Annotated in this window: 20 protein-coding genes and 1 other annotated feature; of the genes, 11 read left to right on the forward strand and 9 right to left on the reverse strand. The window is 57.2% G+C overall.

Annotation, left to right across the window (positions count from 1 at the left end):
- From PHI30_RS05805 to PHI30_RS05815, 3 genes are all read left to right on the forward strand, one after another.
- Positions 1-1,134: gamma-glutamyltransferase family protein (locus PHI30_RS05805; protein WP_300025169.1), on the forward strand; the 1,134-nt coding region annotated here is incomplete at its 5' end.
- A 93-nt stretch (positions 1,135-1,227) separates the two neighbouring features.
- Positions 1,228-1,791, forward strand: a complete 564-nt coding sequence (locus tag PHI30_RS05810) for a chromate transporter (protein WP_300025172.1) — start codon at positions 1,228-1,230, stop codon at positions 1,789-1,791.
- Complete coding sequence (locus PHI30_RS05815; protein WP_300025175.1) at positions 1,788-2,351, forward strand: chromate transporter; 564 nt, start codon at positions 1,788-1,790, stop codon at positions 2,349-2,351. Before PHI30_RS05810 ends, PHI30_RS05815 begins: the two co-directional genes overlap by 4 nt.
- A gap of 58 nt (positions 2,352-2,409) precedes the next feature.
- Here PHI30_RS05815 and PHI30_RS05820 read toward each other — a convergent pair whose 3' ends face one another.
- The 6 genes from PHI30_RS05820 to PHI30_RS05845 form a co-directional block, all read right to left on the reverse strand.
- Positions 2,410-4,152, reverse strand: a complete 1,743-nt coding sequence (locus tag PHI30_RS05820; RefSeq protein WP_300025178.1) for an NADH-dependent [FeFe] hydrogenase, group A6 — start codon at positions 4,150-4,152, stop codon at positions 2,410-2,412.
- Positions 4,146-5,984: an NAD(P)-binding protein gene (locus tag PHI30_RS05825; RefSeq protein ID WP_300025181.1), complete on the reverse strand. Its 1,839-nt coding sequence runs from the start codon at positions 5,982-5,984 to the stop codon at positions 4,146-4,148. The genes PHI30_RS05820 and PHI30_RS05825 overlap by 7 nt, the downstream gene beginning before the upstream one ends.
- 225 nt (positions 5,985-6,209) lie before the next feature.
- Complete coding sequence (gene leuB / locus PHI30_RS05830) at positions 6,210-7,280, reverse strand: 3-isopropylmalate dehydrogenase (RefSeq protein WP_300025184.1); 1,071 nt, start codon at positions 7,278-7,280, stop codon at positions 6,210-6,212.
- The gene (locus PHI30_RS05835) at positions 7,277-7,774 is read right to left on the reverse strand and encodes a 3-isopropylmalate dehydratase small subunit (protein WP_300025187.1); all 498 of its coding nucleotides are present in this window, start codon (positions 7,772-7,774) and stop codon (positions 7,277-7,279) included. The genes leuB and PHI30_RS05835 overlap by 4 nt, the downstream gene beginning before the upstream one ends.
- Positions 7,771-9,039 (reverse strand): 3-isopropylmalate dehydratase large subunit, encoded by a 1,269-nt coding sequence (gene leuC, locus PHI30_RS05840; RefSeq protein ID WP_300025190.1) that lies wholly within the window; start codon positions 9,037-9,039, stop codon positions 7,771-7,773. The genes PHI30_RS05835 and leuC overlap by 4 nt, the downstream gene beginning before the upstream one ends.
- Before the next feature lie 15 nt (positions 9,040-9,054).
- The gene (locus PHI30_RS05845) at positions 9,055-10,569 is read right to left on the reverse strand and encodes a 2-isopropylmalate synthase (RefSeq protein WP_300025193.1); all 1,515 of its coding nucleotides are present in this window, start codon (positions 10,567-10,569) and stop codon (positions 9,055-9,057) included.
- 73 nt (positions 10,570-10,642) lie between these two features.
- Positions 10,643-10,898 (reverse strand) — a binding site (T-box leader).
- Positions 10,899-11,218: 320 nt separating this feature from the next.
- On the opposite strand from PHI30_RS05845, the gene PHI30_RS05850 reads away from it, so the two are divergent.
- Positions 11,219-11,737, forward strand: coding sequence for a CarD family transcriptional regulator (locus tag PHI30_RS05850; RefSeq protein WP_300025196.1), 519 nt, complete (start codon positions 11,219-11,221; stop codon positions 11,735-11,737).
- Between the two features lie 40 nt (positions 11,738-11,777).
- On the opposite strand, the gene PHI30_RS05855 is transcribed toward PHI30_RS05850, so the two are convergent.
- Both PHI30_RS05855 and PHI30_RS05860 read right to left on the reverse strand, forming a co-directional pair.
- The gene (locus PHI30_RS05855; RefSeq protein WP_300025199.1) at positions 11,778-12,530 is read right to left on the reverse strand and encodes an SDR family NAD(P)-dependent oxidoreductase; all 753 of its coding nucleotides are present in this window, start codon (positions 12,528-12,530) and stop codon (positions 11,778-11,780) included.
- Between the two features lie 13 nt (positions 12,531-12,543).
- Positions 12,544-13,401 carry a sugar phosphate isomerase/epimerase gene (locus PHI30_RS05860; protein WP_300025201.1) on the reverse strand — a complete coding sequence of 286 codons (858 nt, stop codon included), beginning with the start codon at positions 13,399-13,401 and terminating at the stop codon, positions 12,544-12,546.
- Between the two features lie 562 nt (positions 13,402-13,963).
- Here PHI30_RS05860 and PHI30_RS05865 point away from each other — a divergent pair.
- Positions 13,964-14,647: a FadR/GntR family transcriptional regulator gene (locus PHI30_RS05865; RefSeq protein ID WP_300025203.1), complete on the forward strand. Its 684-nt coding sequence runs from the start codon at positions 13,964-13,966 to the stop codon at positions 14,645-14,647.
- A 73-nt stretch (positions 14,648-14,720) separates the two neighbouring features.
- On the opposite strand, the gene PHI30_RS05870 is transcribed toward PHI30_RS05865, so the two are convergent.
- On the reverse strand, positions 14,721-16,562 hold the full coding sequence (locus PHI30_RS05870; RefSeq protein ID WP_300025206.1) for a peptidoglycan DD-metalloendopeptidase family protein: 1,842 nt from the start codon (positions 16,560-16,562) through the stop codon (positions 14,721-14,723).
- Positions 16,563-16,872: 310 nt separating this feature from the next.
- On the opposite strand from PHI30_RS05870, the gene pta reads away from it, so the two are divergent.
- From pta to PHI30_RS05900, 6 genes are all read left to right on the forward strand, one after another.
- Positions 16,873-17,853: a phosphate acetyltransferase gene (gene pta, locus PHI30_RS05875; protein WP_300025209.1), complete on the forward strand. Its 981-nt coding sequence runs from the start codon at positions 16,873-16,875 to the stop codon at positions 17,851-17,853.
- 383 nt (positions 17,854-18,236) lie between these two features.
- Positions 18,237-18,947 carry a FadR/GntR family transcriptional regulator gene (locus tag PHI30_RS05880; protein WP_300025212.1) on the forward strand — a complete coding sequence of 237 codons (711 nt, stop codon included), beginning with the start codon at positions 18,237-18,239 and terminating at the stop codon, positions 18,945-18,947.
- 187 nt (positions 18,948-19,134) lie between these two features.
- Positions 19,135-20,205 carry a TRAP transporter substrate-binding protein gene (locus tag PHI30_RS05885; RefSeq protein WP_300025213.1) on the forward strand — a complete coding sequence of 357 codons (1,071 nt, stop codon included), beginning with the start codon at positions 19,135-19,137 and terminating at the stop codon, positions 20,203-20,205.
- Positions 20,206-20,252: 47 nt separating this feature from the next.
- Positions 20,253-20,753, forward strand: a complete 501-nt coding sequence (locus tag PHI30_RS05890; protein ID WP_300025216.1) for a TRAP transporter small permease — start codon at positions 20,253-20,255, stop codon at positions 20,751-20,753.
- Positions 20,750-22,048: a TRAP transporter large permease subunit gene (locus tag PHI30_RS05895; protein WP_300025219.1), complete on the forward strand. Its 1,299-nt coding sequence runs from the start codon at positions 20,750-20,752 to the stop codon at positions 22,046-22,048. The genes PHI30_RS05890 and PHI30_RS05895 overlap by 4 nt, the downstream gene beginning before the upstream one ends.
- 91 nt (positions 22,049-22,139) lie before the next feature.
- Positions 22,140-23,282 carry an amidohydrolase family protein gene (locus PHI30_RS05900; protein WP_300025222.1) on the forward strand — a complete coding sequence of 381 codons (1,143 nt, stop codon included), beginning with the start codon at positions 22,140-22,142 and terminating at the stop codon, positions 23,280-23,282.
- Positions 23,283-23,365: the final 83 nt, after the last annotated feature.

The raw sequence follows: 23,365 nt of genomic DNA on the forward strand, positions 1-23,365 counted from the left end.
GCCGAGGTGGTCCGTTTCACCGCCGCCGCCGAAAAGGAGCCGGAGGTTTACGGCCCCTGGGTGGAGTATTTCACCAACGGCGGCAAGCCCTACGCCCCCGGCGACACCTTCCGCAACCCGGACTACGCCGCCACGCTGGAGTCCTTGGCCGAGAGTGACTGCGAGAGCTTCTACCACGGCGACATCATGAAGAAGATCGTGGCATTTTCCGACAAGACCGGCGGCTACTTTGCCGAAAGCGACTTTGCAGACTACAAGGCCGGCTGGGTGGAGCCCATCTCCACCAATTACAAGGGCTATGACGTGTTTGAAATGCCCCCCAACGGCCACGGCATTACGGCCCTGATGGCGCTGAACATGCTCAAGGGTCTGGACCTTGGCAGCGACCGCGAGACCGCCGACGTATACCACAAGATGATCGAGAGCACCAAGTTGGCCTTCGTGGACACCAAAAAGTTTGTTGCCGACCCCCGCTATATGAAAACCAAGGTCGCCGACATGCTCTCGGACCGGTACGCCGACGTGCGCCGCGCCCTCATCACCGACAAGGCCGTCTACCCCGAGGCGGGCGATCCCTCCTGCGGCGGCACGGTGTACTTCGCCGTGGCCGACGGTGAGGGCAATATGGTCTCCTTCATCCAGAGCAACTATAACCGCTTCGGCTCCGGCATTGTCGTGCCGGGCACCGCCGTCACCATTCAGGACCGGGGCGCCAACTTCTCTCTGGACCCCAATAGCGACAACTATCTGGAAGGCGGCAAGAAGGCCTACCACACCATCATCCCCGGCTTTTTGGCCAAGGATGGCAAGGCCATCGGTCCCTTCGGCGTGATGGGCGGCTTCATGCAGCCCCAGGGCCACGTGCAGGTGGTGGTGAACACCGTGGATTATCACATGAACCCCCAGGAGTGTCTGGACGCTCCCCGGTTCCAGTGGGTGGGTGAAAAGAAGGTCCAGCTGGAGCGGGAGGTTCCCGCCCACATCGCCCAGAAGCTTTCCGACATGGGCCATCAGGTGGAGATCGTCAACTCCAATCTCGGCATGGGCCGGGGCCAGATCATCTGGCGCACGGACGACGGCACGCTGGTGGGCGGCACGGAGCCCCGCGCCGACGGCACCATTGCAGCCTGGTAAAAAGTGTGATAGAATCGTAACGCACTGCGCATTGCAGCCGCGCGCCATTGGCGCGCGGCATGCTTCGTCAATACAACAGAAAGAAGGCATCCCATGCTCCACGATTTACTGACCCTGTACACCCTGTTTTTCCGAATGGGGGCTGTGACCTTTGGCGGCGGCTATGCCATGCTGCCGATTTTGCGGCGGGAGATCATTGAAAACCGCCAGTGGATGGACGAGGAGTCCATCATGGACTACTACGCGCTCAGTCAGGGCCTTCCCGGCATCATCGCCATCAACGTGTCGGTGTTCATCGGCTACAAGCGGCGGGGAATTCCCGGCGCCATCGCGGCCGCGCTGGGCATGGTCTCCCCCTGCATCATCATCATTTCCGTCATCGCGTTTTTTCTCTCCAACTTTCAGGATAATCCTTACGTCCAGCACGCGCTGGCGGGCATTTCCGTGTGCGTGGCGGCTTTGATTCTGGACGCGGTCATCAGCATGTGGAAAAAAGGCGTCAAGGACGGCTTCGGCATTGTACTGTGCCTGGCCATGCTGGCTTTGAGCGTGTTTACAGAAATTTCTCCCATTCTGCTGGTCATCGCCTGCGCTCTGCTGGGGATCGGCGCAAAGTGGAAGAGCATCCACGCCCAAAAGGAGGAGAACGGGAAATGATCTACTTACAGCTTTTTTGGGAATTTCTGAAGATCGGCCTGTTCGCCGTGGGCGGCGGCATGGCCACCCTTCCCTTCCTGCAGCGTCTGGCGGATTCTACCGGCTGGTACTCTCAGGCCCTCATCACCGATATGATCGCCATTTCCGAATCCACCCCCGGCCCCATCGGCATCAACATGGCGACCTACGTGGGCTGCAACGTGGCGGGATTCTTTGGCGGCGTGGTGGCCACCATGGGCGAGATTCTGCCCTCCATCGTCATTGTGGTTCTGGTCTCCAAGTCTCTGGAGCGGTTCCGGGGCAGCAAGCTGGTGGACGCCGCGTTTTACGGTCTGCGTCCCGCCGTCACCGGATTGATCGCCGCCGCCGGGCTGAGCGTCATCAAGGTCTCCATGTTCCACTTTGACCTGTATGAAAAAACCGGCGCGCTGCTGGACGCCATTGATTTTAAGAAGATCATTTTCTTCGCCCTGGCGTTTGTCGCCATCAAGAAGTTTAAGCTCCACCCCATCGTGTACATTGCCTGTGCCGCGGTGATCGGCCTGATGCTCTCTTTTTAAATCCCACTGTACCCAACAAAAAGCTCCTTCCTTTCGGAAGGAGCTTTTTTGTTTTCGGTCAGGTGTCCTCTTCGCAGGGGACGGACCATGCGGTATGGTCCGTGTGCAGCAGGTGGTGGGACTTCTCCCCCAGCGGCCGTTTGAGATACGTGCTGTACAGCGCCTGCACGTCCGGGTTTTCGTGAGAAAACCGGAGCGGCGCTTTGGCGTCCAGCTTCCAAAGCCGGCTGCTGCGCTGGGATGCCATTTCCGCGCCGCCGTGGATGGGCTGTCCGCCGCCGCCGACGCAGCCGCCGGGGCAGGCCATGACCTCCACAAAATCATAATCCACTTTCCCGCTCTCGATGGCTTCCATCATCTTTCGGGTATTGCCAAGTCCGCTGACCACCGCCACCCGCACATCCCCGGCGCCGGGGATGGCGAAGGTTGCTTCCTTCCACGGCTTGCTCCCCCGCACCTGCGCAAAGGCGTCGGCGTCGGGGTTTTTCCCCGTTATCAGAAAGTACGCGCTGCGCAAAGCGGCGTCCATCACGCCGCCGGTGGTTCCAAATACCACCGCCGCGCCGGTTCCGCTCCCCAAGGGGCTGTCGAACTCCGCCTCCTCCAAATCGGTGGGCACAATGCAGTCGCTTTCAAAAAGACGGCTCATCTCCCGGGTGGTCAAAACAATATCCACATCGGGGTCGCCGAAGGCGTTTTTCATGGTGGGCAGCTCCCGCTCCGCTTTTTTCGCCGAGCAGGGCATCACGGAAACCACACACATCTTCTTGGGGTTGATGCCCATTTTCTCCGCGAAATAGCTCTTCGCCACCGCGCCGAACATCTGCTGAGGGGACTTGGCGGTGGAGAGGTTTTCCGCGTAGGCCGGGAATTCCGTTTTCATGAAGCGCACCCAGCCGGGGCAGCAGGAAGTGAACATGGGCCAGCGGTACTTTCCCCGGTGGGTGAACCGCTCCAGAAATTCGCTGCCCTCCTCCATGATGGTGAGGTCCGCGGCGAAATTCGTATCGAACACATAGTCAAAGCCGATCTGCTTGAGCGCCGCCACCATGCGCCCGGCGGTGGCCTGCTTGTCCTTGAGGCCGAAGGCCTCCGCCCACGCCACCCGAACGGCGGGGGCAACCTGCACCACGGTGGTGATCTCCGGGTCCCCCAGCGCCCGCAGGACCCGGTTCGTGTCGTCCCGGACCGTCAGCGCGCCGGTGGGGCAGTGGGTGACGCACTGGCCGCAGAAGGTGCAGGCCGTGTTTTTGAGGCGGCGGTTATAACTCACGTCCACCGTGGTGCGGGAGCCGGTGCCCGCCACATCCCAGATGTGCATTCCCTGCACCTTGTCGCAGATCTGGACGCAGCGCATACACTTGATGCACTTGCTGGCCTCCCGCACCACCGGGGCCTCCAGATCCACGTGAGAGCGCTCCAGCTGGACCTCATAGGGCTGATAGTGGATGTTCATGTCGTGAGAGAGCTTTTGCAGCTCGCAGTTCCCGCTGCGCACGCACACCGTGCAGTTGGAATTGTGCTGAGAGAGGATCAGGCGCAGATTGGTTTTGCGGGCTTGCCGGACCCGGGGGCTGTTGGTGTGGATGACCATGCCCTCCAAAACGCTGGTGTTGCAGGCGGGAACCAGACGCTCGGTGCCCTCCACCTCCACCATGCACATCCGGCAGGCGGCAATTTGATTGATTTCCTTTAAAAAGCACAGGTGGGGAATGGGGATGCCCGCCTGCTCGGCAGCCTTCAAAATGGTGGTGCCCTTGGCCGCGGACAACTCCTTGTCGTTGATCTTAAATGTTACCATTTCTCCACACGTCCTCCCTTAAAGCTTCCGTAGCCGAAGTGGTCGCAGCGCAGGCAGCGGGAGGACTCCTGGGCGGCTTCCTCGTCCGTCATGCCGCACTCGATGCAGCAAAAGTCCTTCTTGCGCTCACAGGCGTCCCGCTCGGTGGCGTTGACCCGGCCCCGGGGCCGCAGGTCCGTGCAGCGGGGCGTGGGCACCTTGACCTCCGCCTCGATCTCGTGGCAAAATCCTAAGTACTCATCGATATTCGCGGCGGCCGCCTTGCCTGCGGCAATGGCCCGAATCACGGTGGCTGGCCCTGTCACGCAGTCTCCGCCGGCAAACACGCCCTCCATATCCGGCAGGCGGGTGCTGGCATCCGCCAGCAGCACGCCGCCGCGCTGAATCTTGACGCCGCTTTCCTCAAACCCGTGGGACTCAATTCCCTGCCCGATGGCGACGATGATGGTGTCCGCCGGAATCCGCTGGGGTTCCACCGTCGCGGTATTGGGCCGGGGACGGCCCTGCTGGTCCACCTCGCCGATGATCTGAGGCTGCGTCCAAAGCGCGGCCACGTGTCCGCCCTCGTCGGCCTCGATACGAAGCGGGGCCTGCAGCGTCAGCACCTCCGCGCCCTCCGCGATGGCGCCCTCCACTTCCTCCTGCTGCGCCGTCATATCCTCCTGCCGGCGGCGGTAGACGCAGGCGACCTTGGCGGCTCCCAGCCGGATGGCGCTGCGGGTGACGTCCATCGCCACGTTTCCGCCGCCGATGACCACCACGTTTTGTCCCGTGAAGTCCGGCATCTCGTCATCGCCGATCCTGCGCAGCAGCTCCACGGCGGAAACCACGCCCCGGCTGTCCTCGCCGGATATCCCGGTCTTTTTGTCTGTGTGGGCGCCGATGGAGAGATACAGGCAGTCATACTGCTTTTTCAATTGGTCAAAGGTGATGTCCGTGCCCACGTCCACCCCGGTATGTACCTCAATGCCAACGGAGAGGATGGAGGCGATCTCCGCATCCAGCAGTTGGCGGGGCAGGCGGTAGTCGGGAATGCCGTAGCGCATCATGCCGCCCAGCTTCTTTTGCTTTTCATAGACGGTGACCCGGTGGCCCATCAAGGCAAGATAGTAGGCCGCGGAGAGTCCGCCCGGCCCGCCGCCGATGATCGCCACAGACTTCCCGGTCCCGGGTGCCTTCTTCGGCTGGGGCACATCGCCGGCGTGATCCACCGCGTAGCGCTTCAGTCCCCGGATGTTCACCGCGTCGTCCACCATGTTGCGGCGGCAGCGGGCCTCGCAGGGATGCTCGCAAATGTAGGCGCAGGCCGCCGGGAAGGGATTGTCCTTGCGCACAAGCCGCACGGCGTCGGCGCAGCGGCCCTCCCCCACCAGCGAGATGTAGCCGGGGATATCTACCCCCGCGGGACAAAGGGCCACGCAGGGCACGGGGTTGCGCAAAGAGCCAAGGCACCGGTGGTGGAGGATATGCTCCTCATAATCGTCGGAAAAGCCCTTGAGGCCCATCAGCACCAGATTCGCCGCGTCAATGCCGATGGCGCAGTCCGCGGTATCCACGATCACCTGCGCCGTGCTTCCGATCCGCCGCAGGATGCCGATGTTCGGTTCGCCCTCCAGCACCTCGCGAATCATATTGGAAAGCTGGGTCAATCCGATCCGGCACGGTACGCATTTGCCGCAGGTCTGTGCCTGACAGAGGTTCAGGAAATTCAGCGCCATGTCCACCGGGCACAATCCCGGCGGGCTGGCGGCAATCCGCCGCTCCATATTCCGGTACAGCTGCTCCACCACCGCCTGGGCCTGCCCGGGCGTTTTTACTTCCAATCTGCTCATGTCTGCTGTCCCCTCCTTTTGTTCAGCATCTCACAAATAACCGTCCTTTACAATGTTCATTCCGGGAAACTGGATTGCAATATCGATTCTTTTGGCTTTTGTCTTTCAGTATAGTCTCTTTTCTCCCAAAAACAAAGCTTTTTTGCAGGAATCTTCCCCGTACTCCATTTTCTTTAAAAGGGCCGGTCCGCCAAAGCGGACCGGCCCTTTTAAAGAAAAACAGTTTCAGATATGCGCCCGGATCAAGCGGCCCATTTCGCAACAGCCCACCAGCGTTCCGCCGCTTTGCAGGATATCGCCGCAGCGATAGCCCTCCTTCAAAACGGCGTCCACCGCCGCCTCCACGGCGTCCGCCTCCGCCGCCATGTCAAAGCTGTACCGCAGCATCATGGCCGCAGCCAGAATGGTTCCGATGGGGTTTGCCTTGTCCTGCCCCGCAATATCCGGCGCGGAGCCGTGGATCGGCTCGTAGAGGCCCCGCTTCCCCTCGCCCATGCTGGAGGAGGGGATCATGCCGATGGAGCCGGTGATCTGGCTTGCCTCGTCGGAGAGGATGTCGCCAAAGAGGTTTTCCGTCACGATGACGTCAAACTGGCTGGGGTCCCGGACGATCTGCATGGCGGCGTTATCCACGTACATGTGGAGAAGCTCCACGTCCGGATACTCTGATGCCACCTCGCCGACCACCCGCCGCCACAGGCGGGAGGTGTCCAGCACGTTGGCTTTGTCCACGGAGGTCACCCGCCCGCGCCGCTTTTGGGCCATCTGGAAGGCCACGTGGGCCACCCGGCGGATCTCATGCTCGGTATAGGCCATGATGTCGGTGGCCTTTTGCTCGCCATCCACGGTTTCCGTTGCGTGGCTGCCGAAGTACACGCCGCCGATCAGCTCCCGCACCACCACGAAATCAATGCCCTTTGCGGCAATATCCGCGCGCAGGGGGCAGGCGGCGGAAAGGTCCGCAAACATGCGGGCGGGCCGCACGTTGGTATAAAGCCCCATAGCACCGCGCAGCTTCAAAAGGCCCCGCTCCGGGCGGTTTGCCGAGGGCTGGGCGTCCCACTTGGGTCCGCCCACCGCGCCCAGCAGCACGCTGTCCGATTCCATGCAGGTTTTAAGGCTCTCCTCCGGCAGGGGCACGCCGAAGGCGTCGATGGCGTTGCCGCCCATGGGCGCTTCCTTGTAGGAAAAGCTATGACCGTATTTTGCAGCCACCGCGTCCAAAACGCCCATGGCCTGCCCCACGATCTCCGGTCCGATGCCGTCGCCCCGGATCACCGCAATGCTTTTGTTCATTTCGCCGCCTCCTTTGCCTTCAAAGAGGCCATCAAGCCGCCCTTTGCGATCATCTCCTTAATAAAGGGAGGGAACGGTTCGGCCTGATAGGTCTCCTTTTTCGTGATGTTGGTAATGACGCCGCTGTCAAAGTCCACCGTCACCTCGTCGCCGTCGTCAATGCCCGCGCTGGCGGCGGGGCATTCCAGAATGGGGAGGCCGATGTTGATGGCGTTGCGGTAGAAGATGCGGGCAAAGTTCGCCGCGATGACGCAGTCGATGCCGCTGGCGCGGATGGCGATGGGCGCATGCTCCCGGGAGGACCCGCAGCCAAAGTTGACCCCCGCCACCATCAAATCGCCGGGCTTTACCCGGGTAATGAAGGTCTTGTCGATATCCTCCATGCAGTGGGAGGCCAGCTCCTGGTGATTTTGGCTGGCCAGATACCGGGCGGGGATGATGACGTCGGTATCCACATGGTCCCCGTATTTATGGACTGTTCCGTGTGCGTTCATTTGTTCATGACCTCCTCAGGATGGCAGAGATGGCCGGCCACGCCGGAGGCGGCGGCAACGGCGGGAGAGGCGAGATAGACTTCGCTTTCCACGTGGCCCATACGGCCCACGAAGTTGCGGTTGGTGGTGGAGACACACCGCTCACCGGCGGCGAGACACCCCATATGACCGCCAAGGCAGGGTCCGCAGGTGGGCGTGGAGACCACGCAGCCCGCGTCCAGGAAAATGTCCGTATAGCCCTCGTGCATGCAGGAGCGGTAAATCTCCTGCGTGGCGGGGATGATGATGCCCCGGACGCCGGGAGCCAGATGGCGGCCCTTCAAAATCGCGGCGGCAGCAGCCATATCCGCCAGCTGGCCGTTGGTGCAAGAGCCGATGACCACCTGATCGATGGCGACGTCGGCTCCGCTTCGTGCGCTGCGGGCGTTTTCCGGCAGGTGGGGGTAGGCCACGGTGCAGTCCACCGCGCCCAGGTCGATTTCCACCGTGCGCTCATACTCCGCGTCCGCGTCCGCGGCAAAAGCGGTCCAGGGGCGGTCGACCCGGCCCTCCACATAGGCGCGCGTCACGTCGTCCACCGGGAAAATGCCGTTTTTCGCGCCGGCCTCGATGGCCATGTTGCAGATGGTCAGCCGGTCGTAAATGCTCAGCTCGCCAACGCCGCTTCCGGTAAATTCCAGAGACTGATACCGCGCCCCGTCCACGCCGATCATGCCGATGAGGGTCAAAATGACGTCCTTGCCGGAGACATAGGGCCGCAGCTTGCCGGTGAGGTGGACCTGAATAGCGGAGGGCACCTTGAACCACGTCTCCCCCGCCGCCATGGCAGCGCCCATGTCCGTGGACCCCACGCCGGTGGAGAAGGCCCCCAGTGCGCCGTAGGTACAGGTGTGGGAGTCCGCGCCGATGACGGCCTCGCCGGGGGCCACCAGCCCCTGCTCCGGCAGCAGCGCGTGCTCGATGCCCACCGCGCCGGTATCGTAGAAATGATCGATGTCAAAGCGCTTGGCAAAGGTCCGGCACTGCTTGCACTGGGTGGCGGCCTTGATGTCCTTGTTGGGGGTGAAGTGGTCCATCACCAGCGCGATGCGCTTGCTGTCAAAGACCTTCTCGAACCCGGCAGATTCAAACTCGTTGATGGCCACCGGGGTGGTGATGTCGTTGCCCAGCACCAGATCCAGCTTCGCCTGAATGAGCTGCCCGGGGCGGACGGCGTCTTTTCCCGCGTGAGCGGCCAGAATTTTTTGCGTCATTGTCATTCCCATTTTGTTCTCTCCCTTTCAGACGGCAGATTCCATCATCTTATTGATGCCGTTTACATACGCGCGGATAGAGGACTCGATGATGTCGGTGGAAAGGCCGGTGCCGGTAAACGTGGCGCCCTTGCCGTCCTCCAGCTTCACCACGGCCTCGCCGATGGCGTCCTCGCCGTCGGTGACGGCGTTGAGGCTGTAACTCTCCAGCCGGATATCCTCCAGCCCCAGCATCCGGTTGATGGCTTTGAAGGACGCGTCCAGCGGGCCGGAGCCCATGGCGACCTCTTCCAGCATCTCGTCCGTCCGCTTGAGTTTGATGTAGGAGGTGTTGGGCACGCCGTTGCCGGTGTTGACCACATGGCTCACCAGCTCGCAGGTGCCCATCGCCACATTGTGCCGGTGGAGGACCAGCGCCTCGATATCGCTGCCGGTAATGTTTTTCTTCTTATCCGCAAGGTCCTTGAAGCGGGTGAACACCGCCTCCAGCTCCTGATCGTCCAGCTCATAGCCCATGGAGACCAGCTTTTCCCGCAGGGCGTGCTTGCCGGAGTGCTTGCCCAGCACCATGGTGTTCTGGGGCACGCCCACATCCGTGGAGTTCATGATCTCGTAAGTCTGGGCGTTGGAAATGACGCCATGCTGATGGATGCCGGACTCGTGGGCGAAGGCGTTGGCGCCCACAATGGCCTTGCTGGGCGGAATGGGCACGCCGGTGATGTTGGAGAGCAGCTTGCTGCTGCGGTAGATCTGGCGGGTATTGATGCCCGTTTCCGCGTTGTAAAAATCCCGGCGGGTGTGGATGGCCATGACGATCTCTTCCAAGCTGGCGTTGCCCGCCCGCTCGCCGATGCCGTTGACGGTGCATTCCACCTGCGTGGCCCCCGCCGCGATGCAGGCCAGCGTATTGGCAACCGCCATGCCCAGATCGTTGTGGCAATGCACCGCGATATCGGTGCGCTCAATGCCGGCAACATTTTCCCGCAGGTAAGTAATCAGCGCCGCCATCTCCTGGGGCGTGGAATAGCCCACCGTGTCGGGGACGTTGAGCGTGGTGGCGCCGGCGGCCACGGCGTTGATATAGCACCGGGCCAAAAACGCATGGTCGGAGCGGGAGGCGTCCTCCGCGGAGAATTCGATGTCGTCGCAAAAGCTCTTGGCGTAGGCCACCATGTCGCTGATGCGCGCGAGCACCTGCTCCCGGGTCATCTTCAGCTTATACTCCATGTGGATGTCGCTGGTGGCGAGAAACACATGGATTCGGGGGTGCTTGGCTTCCTTCACGGCGTCCCACGCCGCGTCGATGTCGCCCTTGGTGCAGCGGGCAAGACTTGCCACCGTGCACTGAGAAACGGCGGCGGCAATGGTCTTTACGCTTTTGTGGTCCATGGGCGAGGCAATGGCAAAGCCCGCCTCGATCACGTCCACGCCCAGCTTTTCCAGCTGCTTTGCCATTTCGATTTTTTCAGAAAGGTTCATGCTGCACCCCGGGGACTGCTCGCCGTCCCGCAAGGTGGTGTCGAAAATTTTAATGCGCTTCATGGTCCATTCCTCCTGCATTCCTGCAAATTTCTTTCCTGTTTCAGGGCAACAAAAAAAGCCTCCGTCTCTTCTAAAAAGAGACGAAAGCTTCACTTCCGCGGTACCACTCTTGTTGGCAGAAAACTGCCCACTTTCGGCATCGGTCCGGTTCTTTTCCCGGACGAATCCCGCCTCTTTGGTAACGGTGAGGAAACCCGTTTTCGCCTACGAATCTGATTCAGCGAAAATACTCGAGGGCCAGTAACATCTCTTCTATCCGCATTGCCTCGCAGCGACCGGCAACTCTCTGAAGCGTCCTGAAAAGATTTTCTCCCTGTCAGCGTATCTGTCATTTTTTGTTGTTGCCTTATAACATACAGGACCGGCCTCCGTTTGTCAAGAGCAAATTTTCCTTTTTTTCGCCGGGGAAACCTGCCGTCCGGCATCCCGATTGGGCAATTCCGGACCAATTTTCGGCCATTTTTATGCATTCTGCAAAGTTCCAAAAAAATTAACCTGAAATTTTTCAGCTTTTCCCCGGTTTTTGTGAATTTTTTCTTACCTTTTTTAAGAGATTTGTGTTAAACTATAAGTGCAGCGTGCGGTCCCGGCAGACGTAAGTCCAGTTGCCGGAACCGCGCATGTTTTTTGTTGTGAGGAGGAATGCCCCATGTTTCAACCCGGAGACTTGATTTTATACGGTACCACCGGCGTATGCAAAGTGCAGGAAATTGTCCATCCGAACAAAACCGGCACGGACCGGAATCGGCCGTACTATCTTCTTAAACCCCTGTATCAGGACGGTGTGATCTACACCCCTGCCGAAAACGGCAAAGTCCCGATGCGCCCCATCATTTCCGCAAAGGAAGCCAACGCGCTCATTGATCTCATCCCCACCGTTGAGCCGGAGGTCTGCCGCGCGCCCACGCTGCAGGCTCTTTCCCAGCTGTATCAGTCCGCAGTCCGCAGCCACGACTGCCGGGACCTGATGGAGATGGTGATGTCCATTTATGCCAAGCAAAAGCAGGCGGAAGCGCAAAAGCGCCGGCTGGGCATGGTGGACGAACGCTTTATGCGGCAGGCGGAAAATCTGCTGTACGGGGAGTTTTCCTCGGCACTGGGAATTCCCTTCGATGAAGTTCAGCCCTACATCGCCGGTCGCGTCGCCCGCTTGACCAGCAAATCCTGATGAAAAAGCTCCCCGTCTTTCGGACGGGGAGCTTCTGTTTTTATTGCATGAACAGTCCGCCGTTGACATTCAGGCAGGTGCCTGTCATGTAGCGGGAGAGGTCGGAAGCGAGGAAGAGCACCACATCGGAGATGTCGTCCGGCTCGCCCAAGCGGTGCATGGGCACGGCCATGGGGTCCCAGTCGCTGCCAAACACCTTCTCCATGGCGGTCTTGATGTTTCCTGGCGCCACGCTGTTGCAGGTCACGCCGAAGGCGGCGCCCTGCTTGGCGACGGAGCGGGTGAGGGTGAGGATCGCGCCCTTGGTGGTGGCATAATCCACGCCGGAGGTCAGTCCGCCCACATGTCCCGCGACGGAGGCCATGTTGATGATGCGGCCATAGCCCTTGGCCTTCATGATCCGCATGGCCCGCTGGGCAAACAGGAATGCGCCGGTGATATTGATGCCATAGGTGAAGTTCCAATGCTCCAGCGTCATCTCGTCAAAGGGAATCTTATTGGTGACGCCTGCGTTATTCACCAGAATGTCCAGCGTGCCGAATTCCTTTTCCAGCACCTCGAAGCAGTGGTCCACATCCGCCTCGCTGGCCACGTTGGCCTTGACGGCCACGCACTTGCACGCGGGATACTTCTCCATGATCTCCTGGGCCACCTTCTGGGCATCCTCCACCTTCAGGTCCACGATCACGATGCCCGCCGCGCCCTCCTCGGCAAATTTCCAGCAGTCGCATGCGCCCATACCGGCGCCGCCGCCGGTGACCATGGCAATCTTGCCCTCTACCATCTTTTTCATAACGTCCTCCTTTTTATTGGAACCGGGAAGCGCCCAGTTCGATGTCGACGATCTTCTCCATGGCCTTCATGTACTCAAACCCGTTTTTGGCGCAGTCATACGCCGTGGGCAAGGGCACGCACTCGGTGGTGATGAAGCCCGTGTAACCGATCTCCTTCAAGGCGCGCATATGGGTCTTAAAGTCCACGCTGCCCCCGCCGGGATACAGCCGGGCCGTGTCGGAGAAGTGGACGTATTCCAGATTCTTCGCGCAGTACCGGTAGCACCCCGCAATATCGTTGTCCTCCATGTTCATGCTGTATGTGTCCAGATGCACGCCCACGTTGTCCTTCCCCAGCTCCACCACGAAGTCCTGCACCTCGCGCATGGTGTTGAGGAAGTTGCTGATATAGCTCAAAATATTCTCGATCCAGATGCGCACACCGGCGTCTTTTGCGTAGTCCGCCAGCTCCAAAACCGCGTCCCGGTGATAATTCCAGTACTTTTCCCGCTGACTCTGGTCCGGAATGTGCTTGCGCATGGAGCCAACGATCACCTGACACCCGGCCTCTTTGGCGCAGTCGATGTGCTCCTTCAGCCGCGCGACGGACGCCCGGCGCACCTTCTCGTCGTCAGAGAGCAGGCACAGCCCGTTTTCCCCCAGCTCCCGCCCGGTGGCGAAGGCGATGAGCTCCAACCCGTACTCGCCGCAGACCTTTTTGATGTGGTTCCAGTCGTACTGTCTGGGATTTGCCAGCTGGATCTCCAGGCCGTCGTACCCGATCTCCTTTGCCTGCTCGCACAGCTGCTCGATGCTTCCCCGCAAAATAATGGGGGCGGTGGTGGACACGTCGCTCAGTGAACAGGCCACGCCATACTTAAAATTACTCATGCTTTTTCCTCCGTCAATCGTCGCTCAATAAATAAAGATGCCGATAATCAGGCACTCGGCCAAAATCGCGGGAGAACTGACAACCTCCGTCAGGGTGACCGCCCTCAGGCCGCCCGGCGCCGTTCCATGGTATGGCTATGTACCTGGATAGCTGTCATACAAGTTGCCAACAAAAAAACGGCTACGCAGCCATGGGTTTGTTTTTCGTTTCCCAGACGCGCAACGGCCCGGGAATGGTTTTATTATAGCAGTCCACCGGCGGATTTCAAGGAGCTTCTTTTTAGGCGTTTTCTTGCTTTAAGCTAATTTCTCCACACTTTTTATAGCTTATTGTAAAAGCAAACGAATAAAACATTAAATTTCAGTACTTTTCTTTCAAAAATGTTAAGTGCCGTTATTTTGTGATTTTGGTGAAAGCGTCAAAAGGCATTTCTTGATTTGTGCCTTTTTGACAATAAAAATCTGACAATGCCAGTTGAAACATTTCATTTCGCGGCTTATACTGATACCATTGGCTACCTGTTATCCCGCAATACCGCATAAAAAGAGAGGGAGGCTTCCCATGAGTCTGAAACCGGTCCGCCGCATTCGGCTGTCGGCGCAAATTGAGGAGCAGCTGAAGCAGCAGATTTTAAATGGCAAGTGGAAGGCGGGCGAGCGGCTGCCTTCCGAGCATGAGCTGTCCGAAATTTTTCAGGTCAGCCGCGTCTCCATTCGTCAGGCGCTGCAATCCCTGTCCGCGCAGGGTCTGATTGAAACCCGCAGCGGCGACGGCTCTTATGTCAAGCAGCCAAGCATCGGAGATTTTGTGCAGGGCTCCATCCCCGGGATCTACTTGGCGGACGACTCCCTGCGCACGGTGATGGAGTTTCGACGGCTGTTTGAAGGGCCGGTAGCGGAATTGGCTGCCGCCCGCGCCGAAGAGGCCCAAATTCACCAGCTGGGCGTCTTATACCACGGAATGGCGGATACCGCCTCCAACATTTCAGAAAATTCCAGCTACGATTTTGAATTTCACATGCTGATCGGAAAAATGACGCAAAACGCCATGATCGAGGGAATCTACCGCGTTCAAAACACCGTGATGCGCAGCTGCTGGAAAAACATCGGCACCGCCAAGGGCACCACCGACGGGCTTTACTACCACGGTCGGCTTTTGGAAGCGTTTCGCCGGCGGGACGCGGCCGCCTGTCGGCAAATCATGGAAGAGCATGTGAATTCCACCTGGAGTATGTTTTTTGAGTAACGTCTTTTCGGCAAAAAGAAGGCGGGGATATCCAATCGGATATCCCCGCCTGTTGATTTTGCGCGTAGCGCTGTCACTGCAAATAGTTCAGCGGATTTCTCGCTACGCCGTTGTAGCGCACCTCAAAGTGGCAGTGGTTTCCGGTGGAGTTGCCGGTAGAGCCCATCTTGGCGATCTGCTGGCCCTTGTAGACGTGCTGGCCCACGGAGACAATCAGGCTGCTGTTGTGGCCGTAATAGGTCACGTAGCCGTTGCCGTGGTCGATTTGCACCAGGTAGCCGTAGCCGCCCATCCAGCCCGCGTAGGTGACGGTGCCGCCGTCGGCCGCATAGATGGGGCTGCCGTACCGCCCGGCAATGTCGATGCCCTTGTGGTTGGAGGAACCAATGCCGCCGGGGGACTTGCGTCCGCCGAAGGAGGAGGTGATGCGGCCGGTGGTGGGCCAGCGGAAGGTGCCGGTGGGATGCCAGGTGGGCCGTTCCTTGGTGCCCCGGAGCCGCTGCTCGGTCACGGCCTGACGCAGCGTCACGGAGGAGAGGATGGTCCGCTCCGTCTCCTCGCCGTTGACGTAGGTGACGTTGGCCACCACGTCGGCGGCGCCGTACTGCCCGGCGGAGGTCACCTTCTCGTCGTTCTTCCACATATTAGGGCTGTCGGTGTACACGACATCGAAATCCACGTCGTCCACATACCGCTCCCGCTCCACCACCGTCAGCGTCAGGTAGGGCACGGAGGCGGACAGCGTCAGCACTTCGCCGATTTGCAGCTTTTCAATGTTGTAGCCGGGGTTCAGCGCCAGCAGCTCCTTGGAGGTAAGGTCGTGGCTGTTGGCGATCTGCGACCAGGTATCTCCTTTTTTGACCTCATAGGTGACCTCGGCGGTCTTGGTGCTGTACAGCATCTCCGCCAGATACCCCAGATTCATGATCTCCTCGGTGGGGACGTACTCCTGCTTGATCTCCACCTTCTCCGCAAATTCGCAGGAAATGGTCTCGGCATCGGTGGAGGCGGTCTTGAGCTGCGCCAAAAGCTCCTCCAGCGCATCCTGATAGGGGGTGGCGCCAATGCGCTCCCCATCCACATACAGGCAGTATGCCGAGGTCACAAGACCGATCTCCTCAGACAAGTCCTCTTCAAAGGTGGCGTTGTCCACCACCTCCTGCCGCTTGAGCAGCCCGGAGGAATAGCGGATGAGGGAATCGTCGATGGTAAAGCTCTCTCCCAGTGTGCGGGTGGTGACCCGTTCCAAATCAGAGCGGACGCTCTCCGCGATGCTTTGGGAGCTGACCGCGGCGATGATCTGGCCGTCGTAGCTGACTGTGGTACCCACTGTATAAATCGAGAAAAACGCCACGGCGGCGACAATGCCGCAGGCGCCGCCCAAAAAGGGCGCCGGATGGACCTTGTGGTTTTCCAGCCAGTGATGCACCTGCGTGGTTTTACCGGCCGCCCGCCGGCGGCGGCCCCACAGCCGCTCTTCCAGCAAGCTGCCCAGCATGGGCAGCATACACCAGCCAAACAGCAGCAGCTGCACAGGCAGGCGCTCCGACTCCGGGAAGCGGTGGGCCTTCTTCTCCCGCACAATGTGGCGCCAGCGCCGCCGCGCCCGGGTCCATTCATGTTCCGCCGCAAGGTACAGCGCTGAGAGCGGATGAAGTTCTTCCCGCTTCCGCCGCGCCGCGCCCTCTCCCCGCTGCCTGTCCTCCCGCTGGGAGGACGCGGCGCGGGACCCGGCGCGCTCCGCCGGTCTCTCCGCGGGCCGCTCCTTGACGGCGGTCTGCGCAAATGACCGGTCCTTTTCCCCACGGCTTGCATCCCTGTGGGAAGACTCCCTCGAATGGCGCAGCTGCTCTTGGGTCAGTCGTCTCCCGCCCCGGGACGGCGGGTCCTTTTCTTTTTTCAAATCCTGACTCATAAGACTCCTATCAGACGGTTTCTGAAATAGTTACATTTTGTTACCGTTGTTCATCATACCTCTTTTTTGAATCTCCGTCAACCCCTGTTTTTCCCCGAAAAGTTCCATTTTTCCCGGTTTTCAGGGCTGTTTTGTGGTGCTTCGCATAAAAACGCTGAATTAGTTTTGCATATTTTACCGAAACAGTGGTGAACACAGCGTAAATTTTAGTTACGATGTTTGTTTTTTTCGGTTGACCCTGCGCAACGGTCGTGTATAATGGATAGAGTATAAATCTGCCCCAATCTGACAAATTTGGAGGAAATGGAACATGTTTGAGTTTCTCATCAACAAGCTGAAAAATCACCCTCGGAAGATCGTCTTTACCGAAGGCACCGATCCCCGCATTCTGGAGGCTTCCGCCCGCCTGCTGTCCGGTACCTTCCTCACGCCCGTACTGGTCGGTAATCCCGAAGAGGTCCAGAAGATTGCCGAGGAGATTGGCTTCAACATCCGCGGCGCTCAGATCATTGACCCCCAGAATTTTGAGGGCATGGACAAGATGGTTGCCACCATGGTGGAACTGCGCAAGGGCAAGATGACTCCGGAGCAGTGCCACGCCGCCTTGCAGCAGGGCAACTATTTCGGCACCATGCTGGTGAAGATGGGCTATGCGGACGCTCTGCTGGGCGGCGCCACCTACTCCACCGCCGACACGGTTCGCCCCGCCCTGCAAATCATCAAGACCAAGCCCGGCAGCAAGATCGTCTCTTCCTGCTTCATTTTGGTCCGTCCCTCCGCCACCGGCGACCGCGAGGTGCTGGCCATGGGCGACTGCGCCATCAACATCAAGCCCACCGAGGACGAGCTGGTGGAGATCGCACTGGAAACTGCCACCACCGCCAAGCTCTTTGGCATGGACCCCAAGGTGGCCTTTTTGAGCTACTCCACCATGGGTTCCGGCAAGGGCGAGGATGTGGACAAGATGCGCAATGCCTTCACCAAGGCCCACGCCGCCGCTCCGGAGCTTGCAATGGAAGGCGAGCTGCAGTTCGACGCCGCCGTCTCCCCCACGGTCGCTCACACCAAGTGCCCCGATTCCGCCGTGGCCGGTCATGCCAACACCTTCATTTTCCCGGACATCAATGCCGGCAACATCGGCTATAAGATCTGCCAGCGCATGGGTGCTTTCGATGCATACGGTCCCATTTTGCAGGGTCTGAACGCTCCCATCAACGACCTTTCCCGGGGCTGCAACGCCCAGGAGGTCTATTCCATGGCCATCATTACGGCCGGTCTGTGCGCAGACTGAGTTGCTCCTTCTATAATGAAAGCATTTCATTGAAAAACCCATTACATCAAAGGGAGGACGCCAAAGGCGTCCTCCTCTTTTCTTTGGCGGTACCAGACGCAAACAGAAAATCGCATAAAGCATACCGGCTCTATTTTCGGGCGCGGTGCGCGTGATTTTGTTATCCAATTGACTTGAGGTTTTGAATTCAATATTCCGGTCTTTACTTTTGAGTCCTCGTCGATTATAATAGCAAACAATTCCATATCTGTGATAGTTTTAGAGAAACCTTTCAAAAGGCAAGATGTTTTAAGCAATCGGATAACTGGGCGCGTGTCAGGGCAAAATTGGAAACAGGCCCTCTACCACTTGCATATCTTTTTGGAAAGAAGGATGAGACGAATTTGGATTTATCAACACTGAATAATTTCAAGGGACATAGTCTCCCCTTGGCAGAGCAGATTGCTGAGCGAATTAATCAGCTGATTATTGACCAGCGATTGACCGAAAACGACAAACTGCCGACAGAATTTGAGCTGATGGAAATTCTAAACGTCGGGAGGAGCACCGTTCGTGAAGCGCTGAAAATTTTGGTTGCCCGCAATGTCCTTGAAATTAAGCGGGGCAAGGGGACTTTTGTCACAAAAAACCCCGGAATCAATGAAGATCCTCTTGGTTTTGCTTATATGCAGGACAAGATAAAGCTGGCCCAGGAACTGATCGAGGTGCGCACGCACATTGAGCCATGGACGGCGTATTTAGCTGCACAGCGGGCAACCGAGGCAGATATCAAAGAACTTTGCGGATATTGTGATCGCGTGGTTGATCTTAGCCTCCTGGGAAAAGCGCATCAGGATGTGGACAAGGCTTTCCACGAATGTGTTGCGCACTGTACACATAATCGCGTCATTTGCAATTTAACCCCCATCATTATTTATTCCGTTCAGGTGTTCAGTGACATCAGCGAGAGCACATTGCGGCGGAAAACAAATATTTCACACAGGCAGATCTGTGATTGCATCTGTTCCCACGATCCGGAAGGCGCCAGCAATGCGGTCATGGCACATTTGGACGCAAACCGGAATTATTGGGAAGAGCTATGGAGGGGTATTTGAAAAAATCAATCGTTTTCCCAAAACATTTCCCCACGCCAAACCGTTAAGGAAACTAGTGAAGCTGAATATATTTTACAAAGCTTTCTTGACAAAAAGGCATGGGGCTTATATAATATCCACAATGTCTGACGTAAGACATACAGAGAATTGGAATATGTGTGAAATCATTATTTAGGAGGAACATACTATGAAAAGATTTCTTGTACTGGCGTTAACCCTCACAATGATTCTTTCGATGACGGGCTGCGGCTCTAAGGGAGAACAGCCTTCCACCGAAGCTCCCGCGCAGGGAGAGACGAACACCGCTGATGATAGCGGCGAAAAGGAGTGGGGGGAAGCCGAAAACACCTGGCTTTCCTGCATTTCTTCCAACCTTCTGGACGGTGAGCATCCCTTTTATCAGGCTCAGGTCTTTTTTGACCAATGCCTGCGGGAAGAAACCAACAACAAATACGGTCTGGATATTTATGTTGGCGGCCAGCTGGGTTCTGACTCCGAGATGGTGGAGGGCTGCTTGAACGGTACTTACGAGTTTGTTTTGAACAGCAGCGGTTTATTTGCAAACATTTCCGATGATTTTAACATCTTCGACCTGCCGTATCTGTTCTCCAGCAATGAGCACGCCTACGCCGTCATGGACAGTGAAATCGGCCAGAGCGCATTGGACAGCTTGGAGCAGTATGGCATGATCGGCCTGGGTTACGGTGAGAGCGGGTTCCGCAACATCACCTCCAGCTTCCAGATCAACACTCCCGCAGACATGAAGGGCATGAAGCTGCGCACCATGGATGTGCCGATGCACATTGAATATTTCAATATGTTGGGGGCAAATGCAACGCCCATGGCCATGACAGAGGTTTTCACCTCCCTGCAGCAGGGCACGATTGATGGTCACGAAAATCTGAGCATGGGTATCCTCTCCAACCGCATCTACGAGGTCAACCCCTACATTGCTGTTTCTGAGCATATCTACACGCCCATTGTCTATGCAATGAATGCGGATTATTTCAACAGCCTGCCCACCGAGGACCAGGAAGCCATCCGCAGAGCCGCGGCCCGCAGCATTGAAATGCAGCGTCCCGATGCCCAGCGTCAAAACAACAAGGCTCTGGAAATTATGGAAAAGGACTATGGTGTAACGGTTACCCGCGTTGACAAGGCTCCCTTCATGGCAGTTGCCGACGAAATGTATGCAAAGCACCCGGAATATAGCGATCTGGTGGCTCAAATCCGTGCAGCTGACCCCGCCAACACCTAAAACATGTCGGGATTTCCGGAAAGATTCCGAAGTAAAGGACTCAAGCCATGAAACATTTTAAAAAAATCTGTTCAGCTTTTGAATCCGGCATTAACGTTATGATCGTCGTTGTTGCAGTTACCATGATGATCATTGGCGTTTTGCAGATTCTGTTTCGCTATGTATTTTCCGCATCTCTCTCCTGGTCTGAGGAAAGCATCCGCTATCTCCACGTATGGCTTGTCACCATCGGCGGCACGGTATGCTTTTACCGGGAAACATTTTCAGTGATTACGCTGATTTCCGACAAAATTGAGGCCAAATCAAAACTCGCCGGCAAGTTTCTTGCCGCCCTGCGGTTCGTATTTCCAATTATTTTTTATGGCATAATGCTGTTGGAGGGTTGGAAGGTTTGCGCCGCGTATGTGGTTAAAAAGGCCGCCGCCACGCAGATTTCCATGGCAATCGTCTATGCTTGCATCCCACTTTCCGGTATCATCGGGATTCTGTTTAGCATTGCGAAGCTTCCCGACTTTATTGCACATTTGACAGGGAGGAATGCAAAATGAATCTTGCAGCAATCGTTCTGGTTGCCTCTCTGATCATTTTTATGGCAATCGGTATTCCCATCACCTTTAGTTTGGGAATGTCCTCCGTTCTGGCCATTATTCTGAGCAAGCCTCTATCCTTCTCCCTCATCGCGACGAAAATATTTGCCGGCGCGGATTCTTTTCCGATTTTAGCTGTCATTTACTTTATGATCGCCGGAGAGCTTATGCTGCAAGGCGGCCTTACCAAACGTCTGGTAGCGCTTTTCCGAAAGGCCTTGGGTTGGCTGCCGGGAAGCATGGTGATCATCTCCTTTGTCACCTGCGCCTTTTTCGGTGCGATTTCCGGCTCCGCGCTTGCAACGACGGCCGCCATCGGCAATGTCATGTATCCGGAGATGACCAAAGACGACGAATATCCGGTGCCGTTTGCAGCCTCTGTTCAGGCAGTAGGCGGAACGCTTGGCACCATGATTCCGCCGTCTCTCCCCCTGATTCTTTACGGTTGCCTGAGCGGAACCTCCGTGTCCAGCCTGTTTATTGCGACCATTATTCCCGGTTTGATGATGATGGTCATTTATACGATTACAGGCCTCACAATTGCCCGCAAGCATGGGTACGGCAGACACGGTAACTCCTCAGCGGTGGATGAAAAAAGCTTTGGCCAGGTATTCCGCGAAGCAATATGGGCCTTGCTTTCCCCCATTATCATTCTGGGCGGTATCTACGGCGGCATTTTTACCGCCACGGAAGCGGCAATTGTTGCCTGCCTCTACTCCCTGATCGTCGGAATCTTCCTCTACAAGGAGCTGGATTTTAAGACGGCGTACAACGCCATTTTGTCCGCAGCCCGTTCCAGTGCCTCCGTTATGTTTCTCTGCTGCTGCGCAACACTCTTCGGTTATTGCATGACCGTTTTGGGATTGCCGCAGATGGTAACCGGCGCCATGACCAAGGTTATCGCAAGCCCCCTGGTTTTCCTGTTGGGCGCCAATATTATCTATCTGTTTTGCGGGATGTTTGTGGATGCAACCACCGCCATTTTGCTGGTATGTCCGCTACTGTATCCGGCCGCAGCGGCATTCGGCATCGATCTTGTGCAGTTTGGCGTGATTACCGGTATCAACCTTTCCATGGGTATTGTGACCCCGCCCTTCGGTGGATGCATGTTTGTAGCGACCGGATTGGATAAGCGCATTACTCTGGAAGGCCTTTACAAAGGCGTTATCCCCTATTGTTTGACCGGTTGTGTCGGTATTCTGCTGGTTACTTATGTGCAGCCGATCTCCATGTTTCTTGTAAACGTCATGAAGTAACTGAAATAGGTTTGCTGTTCAAGCCAAAAACCGGCATCGCTTTTGGCGATGCCGGTCTTTTATTGAAATCACTTGGAAAGGAATATCTCATATGTTTGATGTGATTTTTCGAAATGGTCAGGTTTTTGATTCGGAAAACAGCCGCTTTTTTCAGGCGGATGTTGCTGTGACAGGAGAAAAGATTGCAGAGGTTGGAAACCTTTCCGGCGAGAGCGCCACGGTTGAAGTAGACGCCGCCGGATGCATGGTGCTTCCCGGATTGATGGATGGACATCTGCACCTGTTTACCAAGGCGTCTGACGAGGGGATCCCGCCGGATGTATCCCTATTGCCAAATGGCATCACCTCTGCCGTGGATGGGGGTACCGCCGGCGTCTCTACCTTTGATGCGTTCCACCAGATTGATGTGCAAAACAGCATTGCCAGCGTGAAAGCATATTTAAATGTATCGTCGCTTGGTATGCTGCATGCCCGTGTTTTTGAAAACACCCGTGTAGAGGATTACGAAGAAAAGCGGCTGCTGGAAACCGCCCAACGTTATCAGGGGGAAATCATTGCGTTAAAGCTGCGTTACAGCTTGGACCTGAATCCCCAAATGCCCGTTGAGGCGCTGGACCGGTGTCTGGAGCTTGCCGAAAAAATGCATCTGCCTCTGGTGGTGCATGTGACAAATCCGCCGGTGGATATGGCGGAAATTGCGGCTAAACTGCGTCCGGGCGATATTTTCTGCCATTGTTTTCAAGCCAAGGGAGATTCGATTATCGGCGCTGACGGAAAGATAAAACCGGCCATCTGGGAAGCAAAGCGCCGCGGCGTGCTGTTTGATGCCAGCAACGGCACAAACAACTATTGCCACGAAATTGCAAAAGCGGCGCTGGCAGAAAAATTCTATCCGGATTTCATCACAACGGACGGAAGCCATGTGTTTCATTCGTTTTATAAGCCCCGCTGCTTCTCTCTGCCCTACATCATGTCAAAATACATTGCGCTCGGAATGCCGTTAGAGGAAATTTTGAAGCGCACATGCCTTGGCGTGGCCCGCTTTGCAGGCTGGGACAGCAAGGGGGTTTTGGCCAAAGGACTGGATGCAGACATTGCTGTATTCCGGCTGGTTGACAAAGAGCTGGTTTTTGCCGATTATCGGGACGATGCCATTACAGGGCATCAGCTTTTGGTCCCGCAGCTGACCATGAAAGCCGGCACAATTGTATATCGGCAGATGTTGTTCTGCTAAGACATCCGGCACTGCATCATGATTTGAAAGCACCGACACAGCCCACGATCTTCTGCACGCAATAAGAGGAACGACCGACAGCC

It is taken from the genome of Oscillibacter sp. (assembly GCF_028693505.1).
GTDB lineage: Bacteria > Bacillota > Clostridia > Oscillospirales > Oscillospiraceae > Oscillibacter.

What these genes read in the sequence shown, in the direction of transcription:
- PHI30_RS05820 (WP_300025178.1), bottom strand. Translation starts at nt 4,152, where the DNA reads ATGGTAACATTTAAGATCAACGACAAGGAGTTGTCCGCGGCCAAGGGC.
- PHI30_RS05855 (WP_300025199.1), bottom strand. Translation starts at nt 12,530, where the DNA reads ATGAAAAAGATGGTAGAGGGCAAGATTGCCATGGTCACCGGCGGCGGC.
- PHI30_RS05895 (WP_300025219.1), top strand. Translation starts at nt 20,750, where the DNA reads ATGAATCTTGCAGCAATCGTTCTGGTTGCCTCTCTGATCATTTTTATG.
- pta (WP_300025209.1), top strand. Translation starts at nt 16,873, where the DNA reads ATGTTTGAGTTTCTCATCAACAAGCTGAAAAATCACCCTCGGAAGATC.
- leuC (WP_300025190.1), bottom strand. Translation starts at nt 9,039, where the DNA reads ATGGGAATGACAATGACGCAAAAAATTCTGGCCGCTCACGCGGGAAAA.
- PHI30_RS05885 (WP_300025213.1), top strand. Translation starts at nt 19,135, where the DNA reads ATGAAAAGATTTCTTGTACTGGCGTTAACCCTCACAATGATTCTTTCG.
- PHI30_RS05815 (WP_300025175.1), top strand. Translation starts at nt 1,788, where the DNA reads ATGATCTACTTACAGCTTTTTTGGGAATTTCTGAAGATCGGCCTGTTC.
- PHI30_RS05845 (WP_300025193.1), bottom strand. Translation starts at nt 10,569, where the DNA reads ATGAAGCGCATTAAAATTTTCGACACCACCTTGCGGGACGGCGAGCAG.
- PHI30_RS05890 (WP_300025216.1), top strand. Translation starts at nt 20,253, where the DNA reads ATGAAACATTTTAAAAAAATCTGTTCAGCTTTTGAATCCGGCATTAAC.
- PHI30_RS05810 (WP_300025172.1), top strand. Translation starts at nt 1,228, where the DNA reads ATGCTCCACGATTTACTGACCCTGTACACCCTGTTTTTCCGAATGGGG.
- leuB (WP_300025184.1), bottom strand. Translation starts at nt 7,280, where the DNA reads ATGAACAAAAGCATTGCGGTGATCCGGGGCGACGGCATCGGACCGGAG.
- PHI30_RS05865 (WP_300025203.1), top strand. Translation starts at nt 13,964, where the DNA reads ATGAGTCTGAAACCGGTCCGCCGCATTCGGCTGTCGGCGCAAATTGAG.
- PHI30_RS05850 (WP_300025196.1), top strand. Translation starts at nt 11,219, where the DNA reads ATGTTTCAACCCGGAGACTTGATTTTATACGGTACCACCGGCGTATGC.
- PHI30_RS05860 (WP_300025201.1), bottom strand. Translation starts at nt 13,401, where the DNA reads ATGAGTAATTTTAAGTATGGCGTGGCCTGTTCACTGAGCGACGTGTCC.
- PHI30_RS05870 (WP_300025206.1), bottom strand. Translation starts at nt 16,562, where the DNA reads ATGAGTCAGGATTTGAAAAAAGAAAAGGACCCGCCGTCCCGGGGCGGG.
- PHI30_RS05900 (WP_300025222.1), top strand. Translation starts at nt 22,140, where the DNA reads ATGTTTGATGTGATTTTTCGAAATGGTCAGGTTTTTGATTCGGAAAAC.
- PHI30_RS05835 (WP_300025187.1), bottom strand. Translation starts at nt 7,774, where the DNA reads ATGAACGCACACGGAACAGTCCATAAATACGGGGACCATGTGGATACC.
- PHI30_RS05825 (WP_300025181.1), bottom strand. Translation starts at nt 5,984, where the DNA reads ATGAGCAGATTGGAAGTAAAAACGCCCGGGCAGGCCCAGGCGGTGGTG.